Consider the following 5,238-nt stretch of genomic DNA (forward strand, 5'->3'; position numbering starts at 1 on the left):
GGTGTCTTGCTGCACACCAAATTTCTGCCTGATGTCTTGGAGAAAGCACGCGAGGACAGGATTCGGCAGCAGCACTTTGCGAACCCAAGTGAAATGTCTGGCTACTACGATGCCATTTTGGATCAGCCGTGTATGTGGACGCCGGAGTCGGTCAAATACACGGGTTGGCGACAGTTGGAAGCCCTAGGTTTGATGTCGTCTGGAGGGTGGAGGTAACAGAAAATCGGCGCGTTCAAGTCCGCTTGTCACAGCAAGTTTGATGAAATCTATAAAAAATTTTGGTAACTGTTTGTAAGTTCGTTGCCCGTACACACAAAAATGGGCCAAATAGAGCCCGAGAGCAAACCGGAAACCTCTGATTTCGAACTGAAAACAGGGGTCGCCGAAGGAATGGAACAAACAGGTGGGCGTCTGGAACTCGTATAAAATGCGTTTGCGGCGGAAGCGTCGCATTGCCCGCGCAATGCGGAAGTCCAGAGAGTTGCACAAAGTGCAGGACCGAACACAACTTATCCGGCCCAACGATCTGTTGCTGTTTTGCACATTCCGAAATGAAAGCGTGCGTCTTCCTTACTTTCTGTCCTACTACCGTGATCTTGGGGTCAATCACTTTTTCTTTGTGGACAATGACAGCACAGATGCTGGCATTGATCATCTTGTCGGGCAGGACGACATCTCGATCTGGCATACGCAAGGCAGTTACAAGTCTGCCACCTTCGGCGTGGACTGGTTGAATTGGTTGCAGCGAAAATATGCGCATGATCACTGGACGCTTATCGTCGATCCAGATGAGTTTTTTGTCTATCCATTCTGCGACACGCGCCCACTGAGAGCGTTGACAGATTGGCTAGATGCTTCATCAATCCGGTCATTTTCGGCGATGCTGTTGGATATGTACCCAAAGGGCAGGCTGGATGAACAGCCTTATTCCGCAGGTCAAAATCCGTTGGAAATTGCCAGCTGGTTCGATAGTGGCAACTACACGATTTCCAAAAATGGCAGTATGGGGAACCTTTGGATTCAAGGGGGTCCACGTGCACGGGCTTTTTTTCCTGACGAACCTGCAAAAGCACCAGCGTTGAACAAGATCCCACTGGTCAAATGGAATAGGAGATACGCCTATGCCAGCTCAACCCACATGCTTTTACCGCGCGGTCTGAACCAAGTTTATGATGAATGGGGCGGTGAGAAGGCCTCGGGCGTTCTGCTTCATGCCAAGTTCCTTGATACATTCACGGCAAAAGCCTCGGAAGAGCTTGACCGCAAGCAACACTATGCGGCCTCGGTCGAGTACAAGGCCTATGCCGCCACCCAGCGCGACGATCCAGACCTGTGGTGCAAGTGGTCCGAGAAATACATCAACTGGCGTCAGCTTGAAATTCTGGGGCTCATGTCCAAAGGAAACTGGGCGTGACCGTCGGTATCGTCATGCTTGTGCACACCGCGCTTGATCGCGCGGAACAGGCGGCGCGCTTTTGGGCGATGGGCGGGTGCCCGGTTGTTATCCACGTCGATGTGAATGTTCCGAAAAAGACATATGCAGCGTTTGCCAAGGCTCTGTCCGACGTTCCGACGATAAAATTCTCTAAACGGTTCCGGTGCGAATGGGGAACATGGAGTATTGTCGCTGCGAGCCAGGCAGCGTCCGAGCTCATGTTGAATGAGTTTGCGGATGTGCGGCATGTCTATTTAGCCTCGGGTTCATGTCTGCCTCTGCGTCCGGTCGAGGAATTGGTGGACTATCTCGCCGATCGTCCGCGCACGGACTTTATCGAAAGTGCGACGACCGCGGATGTGCCTTGGACCGTCGGTGGCCTCGACTACGAGAGGTTTACGCTCCGCTTCCCGTTTTCCTGGAAGCGTCAGCGAGTTCTGTTCGACAAATATGTCGAATTGCAACGTAAGTTGGGGATAAAGCGCAGGATACCGGCTGGCCTTGTTCCACATATGGGTAGCCAGTGGTGGTGTCTGACACGGCAGACCCTGTCGGCGATCCTGCAAGGGCCGGATCGCAAGGAATATGACGCCTACTTCAAGCAGGTGTGGATACCTGACGAAAGCTACTACCAAACGCTTGCCCGTCAGTACGCCATTGAAATTGAAAGCAGGTCACTGACGCTGTCCAAGTTCGACTTTCAGGGCAAGCCCCACATCTTCTACGACGATCACCTGCAACTTTTGCGGCGGTCTGATTGTTTTGTCGCGCGCAAGATCTGGCCCCACGCCAACCGACTGTACGACGCATTCCTGACGGACCCTGCCGGCGCGATGAAGCGCACGGAACCCAATCCGGGCAAAATTGACCGCATTTTTGCCAAGGCGGTCGAACGAAGGACGCGCGGGAGGCCCGGCTTGTACATGCAAAGCCGGTTCCCGAACGAAGATTGGGAAAACGGCGTGACCGCAGCGCCGTATTCGGTCTTCCAGGGCTTTACCGAGATATTCGAGAACTTCGAACCGTGGCTGGCCAAAGCGACGGGCGCGCGCGTCCACGGGCATCTCTTTCACCCCGGCAAGGTCGAGTTTGCAGAAGGTCAGGCCACACTGAACGGTGCGCTTAGCAACAGTGCGAAGACGCGTGACTACAATCCGAATTCGTTTCTGGCGAACCTGATATGGAACACACGGGGCGAACGGCAATGCTTCCAATTTGGTCCCGGTGACAACCAGGATATCAATTGGCGTGTGGCCAAAGACCCCAACGCCCAGATTTCTGTCATATCGGGTGCATGGTCTGTACCCCTGTTCCGTTCGAACATGAACTTCATGGACATTCGAAAGGAAGCAGCGCGCTTGCAAAAGATCGAAAGTGATCACTTGAACGTATTGCGCTCACCATATGCCAAGGCGCGCATTCGCATCTGGACCATGGCAGAATTCGTTGAGGCACCGATGGAACCGCTTCAAGGTATTCTGGATGAAATTGGTCTGATCCATACCCGCCGCCTGTCCGAAGTACCGAAGCTTGCAAATCTCACCGGCTTTGGCCAATTCCTGCAGAACCTCAAAAACCAGGGGATGCACCCCTACCTGATGGGCGACTTTCCTGTTGCGCTGGGCCCAAAGCCTGCCCCGGACCCGGCGCGCAAACCCTACTTGGTGCGCTGATCTGATATGGCCAAATTCGACTACTTTGTCGTGTTCGCGGAGATGCGAACAGGTTCGAACTTTTTGGAAACCAATCTGAATGCGTTCGACGGACTGTCGTGTCACGGTGAGGCGTTCAATCCGTTCTTCATCGGATATCCGAAAACCGACAATGTCCTTGGCGTCACTCAGGACATGCGGGACGCAAATCCCAAAACACTGCTGCGCGAGATAAAGAAGACAACAGACCTGAGTGGTTTCCGATACTTCCATGATCATGACGTGCGCATCTTTGACAAGGTTGTGGACGATCCCAAATGCGCCAAGATCATGCTCACCCGAAACCCGGTCGACAGTTACGTCTCCTGGAAAATCGCTCAAGCGACGGGGCAATGGAAGCTGACGGATGCCAAGGCACGAAAGGATGGAAAGGCCACGTTTGTCGCCGACGAATTTGTTCAGCACCTCTCTGCATTGCAAGAGTTTCAAGTGACCGTGCTGAACCGTATGCAATCATCGGGCCAGACTGCGTTTTATTTGGCGTATGAGGATTTGCAGAGCCTTGATGTCATGAACGGCTTGGCAAAATGGCTGGGTGTCGACAGTCAATTGGACTCTTTAGACAAAAGCCTGAAGGTGCAGAATCCCAGCGCACTGGCAGACAAGGTGAGCAACTTTGGACAAATGGCCGAGGCTTTGTCGGCTGTGGACCGGTTCAACTTAGCACGAACACCCAACTTTGAACCACGGCGCGGGGCAGCCGTGCCAACCTATTTCGCCAGTCGATCGCAGCCGCTTCTGTATCTGCCAATTCGGGGTTGGCCGAATGATCCGGCATTGCGTTGGTTGCAGGCTCTCGACAAGGTCAAAGGAGTCCAACCGGAATCGAAGTTGTCCCAGAACGGTATGCGTGACTGGATGCGGGTCAACCCCGGGCACCGCAGTTTCTCTGTGCTGCGCCACCCTCTTGATCGCGCGCATGCCGTGTTCTGTCATCGTATTTTGAACACCGGACAAGGCGGATATGGCGGCATTCGGACCACTTTGGGCAAGCGTTACAAACTCGCTTTGCCTGAGGATCCCACGGACCCGTCCTACGACAAAGCGGCCCACCGGGATGCCTTTGCGGCGTTTCTTCGGTTTCTGAAGTTGAACTTGAACGGGCAAACTGCCGTGCGTGTGGATCCGGACTGGGCCAGCCAGTCGAAGACGATTGAGGGGTTTGCAGAATTTGCGCTGCCATGTCGTCTGATGCGAGCTGAAACACTGGCACAAGAGCTGGCAGAGCTCGGCGCTTCGGTCGGATTGGATGAAGTTCCCGCGCTTGAGGGGCAGACGAACGACACGCCCCACGCGCTCTCAAATATCTACGATGCGGAAATCGAGGGTCTAGCGCGCGCAGCCTACACACGCGACTACCTGATGTTCGGTTTCAAGGATTGGGAGCCGACTTAAGCGGCTTGCGCGGGTTTCGCTTCGTTCAGAATTGCAAACAACGTGCTCGAGTCGGGATTGGCGCGCAATTTGTTACAGATTGCGGCGTCGCGAAGGGTTCGCGACACCAAGGCCAATGCCTTGAGGTGTTCGACACCGGCCTCTTCAGGGGCGAACAGGGCAAAGGCAATGTCGACCGGTTGACGATCTACTGCATCGAAGTCGATCGGCTTGTCGAGCAGGACAAAGGCACCCATCACGTCCGAAATGCCGTCCAAACGTGCGTGTGGCAGCGCGACGCCATGGCCCACGCCGGTCGGCCCCAGCGCTTCACGCGCAATGAGAGACTCAACGACAAGCGCTGCATTCAGGTCATAGGCCGAATGCACGAGATCACCGATCTCGTGAAAAAGCCGTTTCTTTGACGAGGCGGAGGTCACAACTTTGACCGCCTCGGGTTTCAAAAGAGTCCCAAAGTTCATTCTGCTCTCTCGTCGGTGCGCCGTGGCACCGATCCCTTACGGGTCGATCCAGCCGATGTTCCCGTCTTCGCGACGGTAGACCACGTTCAGCCCGTCTTTTCCTTCGTTTCGGAACACCAGCACAGGGGCGCCCGCCAATTCCATTTGCATGACCGCCTCACCTACCGAAAGCGACGGAATCTTGGTTTCCATCTCGGCTACGATCATGGGTTGCAGCGTCTCGGGTTCCGAGTCG

At 54.6% G+C, this 5,238-nt stretch carries 5 protein-coding genes and 1 pseudogene; 4 read left to right on the top strand and 2 right to left on the bottom strand.

Annotation, left to right across the window (positions count from 1 at the left end):
- From AC6RA8_RS20825 to AC6RA8_RS20840, 4 genes and pseudogenes are all read left to right on the top strand, one after another.
- Window positions 1–216: pseudogene (locus AC6RA8_RS20825) on the top strand (glycosyltransferase family 2 protein); the annotation flags it as partial.
- A 211-nt stretch (window positions 217–427) separates the two neighbouring features.
- Window positions 428–1,414 carry a glycosyltransferase family 2 protein gene (locus AC6RA8_RS20830; RefSeq protein WP_500355521.1) on the top strand — a complete coding sequence of 329 codons (987 nt, stop codon included), beginning with the start codon at window positions 428–430 and terminating at the stop codon, window positions 1,412–1,414.
- Window positions 1,411–3,108 (top strand): DUF5927 domain-containing protein, encoded by a 1,698-nt coding sequence (locus AC6RA8_RS20835; protein ID WP_500355522.1) that lies wholly within the window; start codon window positions 1,411–1,413, stop codon window positions 3,106–3,108. Before AC6RA8_RS20830 ends, AC6RA8_RS20835 begins: the two co-directional genes overlap by 4 nt.
- Window positions 3,109–3,114: 6 nt before the next feature.
- Window positions 3,115–4,542 carry a sulfotransferase family 2 domain-containing protein gene (locus tag AC6RA8_RS20840; protein WP_500355524.1) on the top strand — a complete coding sequence of 476 codons (1,428 nt, stop codon included), beginning with the start codon at window positions 3,115–3,117 and terminating at the stop codon, window positions 4,540–4,542.
- Here AC6RA8_RS20840 and AC6RA8_RS20845 read toward each other — a convergent pair.
- Window positions 4,539–5,003, bottom strand: a complete 465-nt coding sequence (locus AC6RA8_RS20845; protein WP_500355526.1) for a PTS sugar transporter subunit IIA — start codon at window positions 5,001–5,003, stop codon at window positions 4,539–4,541. The two genes, AC6RA8_RS20840 and AC6RA8_RS20845, sit on opposite strands and share 4 nt — an antisense overlap.
- 36 nt (window positions 5,004–5,039) lie before the next feature.
- The coding region (locus AC6RA8_RS20850; protein WP_500355528.1) for a sigma 54 modulation/S30EA ribosomal C-terminal domain-containing protein at window positions 5,040–5,238 on the bottom strand (199 nt) is incomplete at its 5' end.

The organism is Tateyamaria sp. (assembly GCF_059783535.1).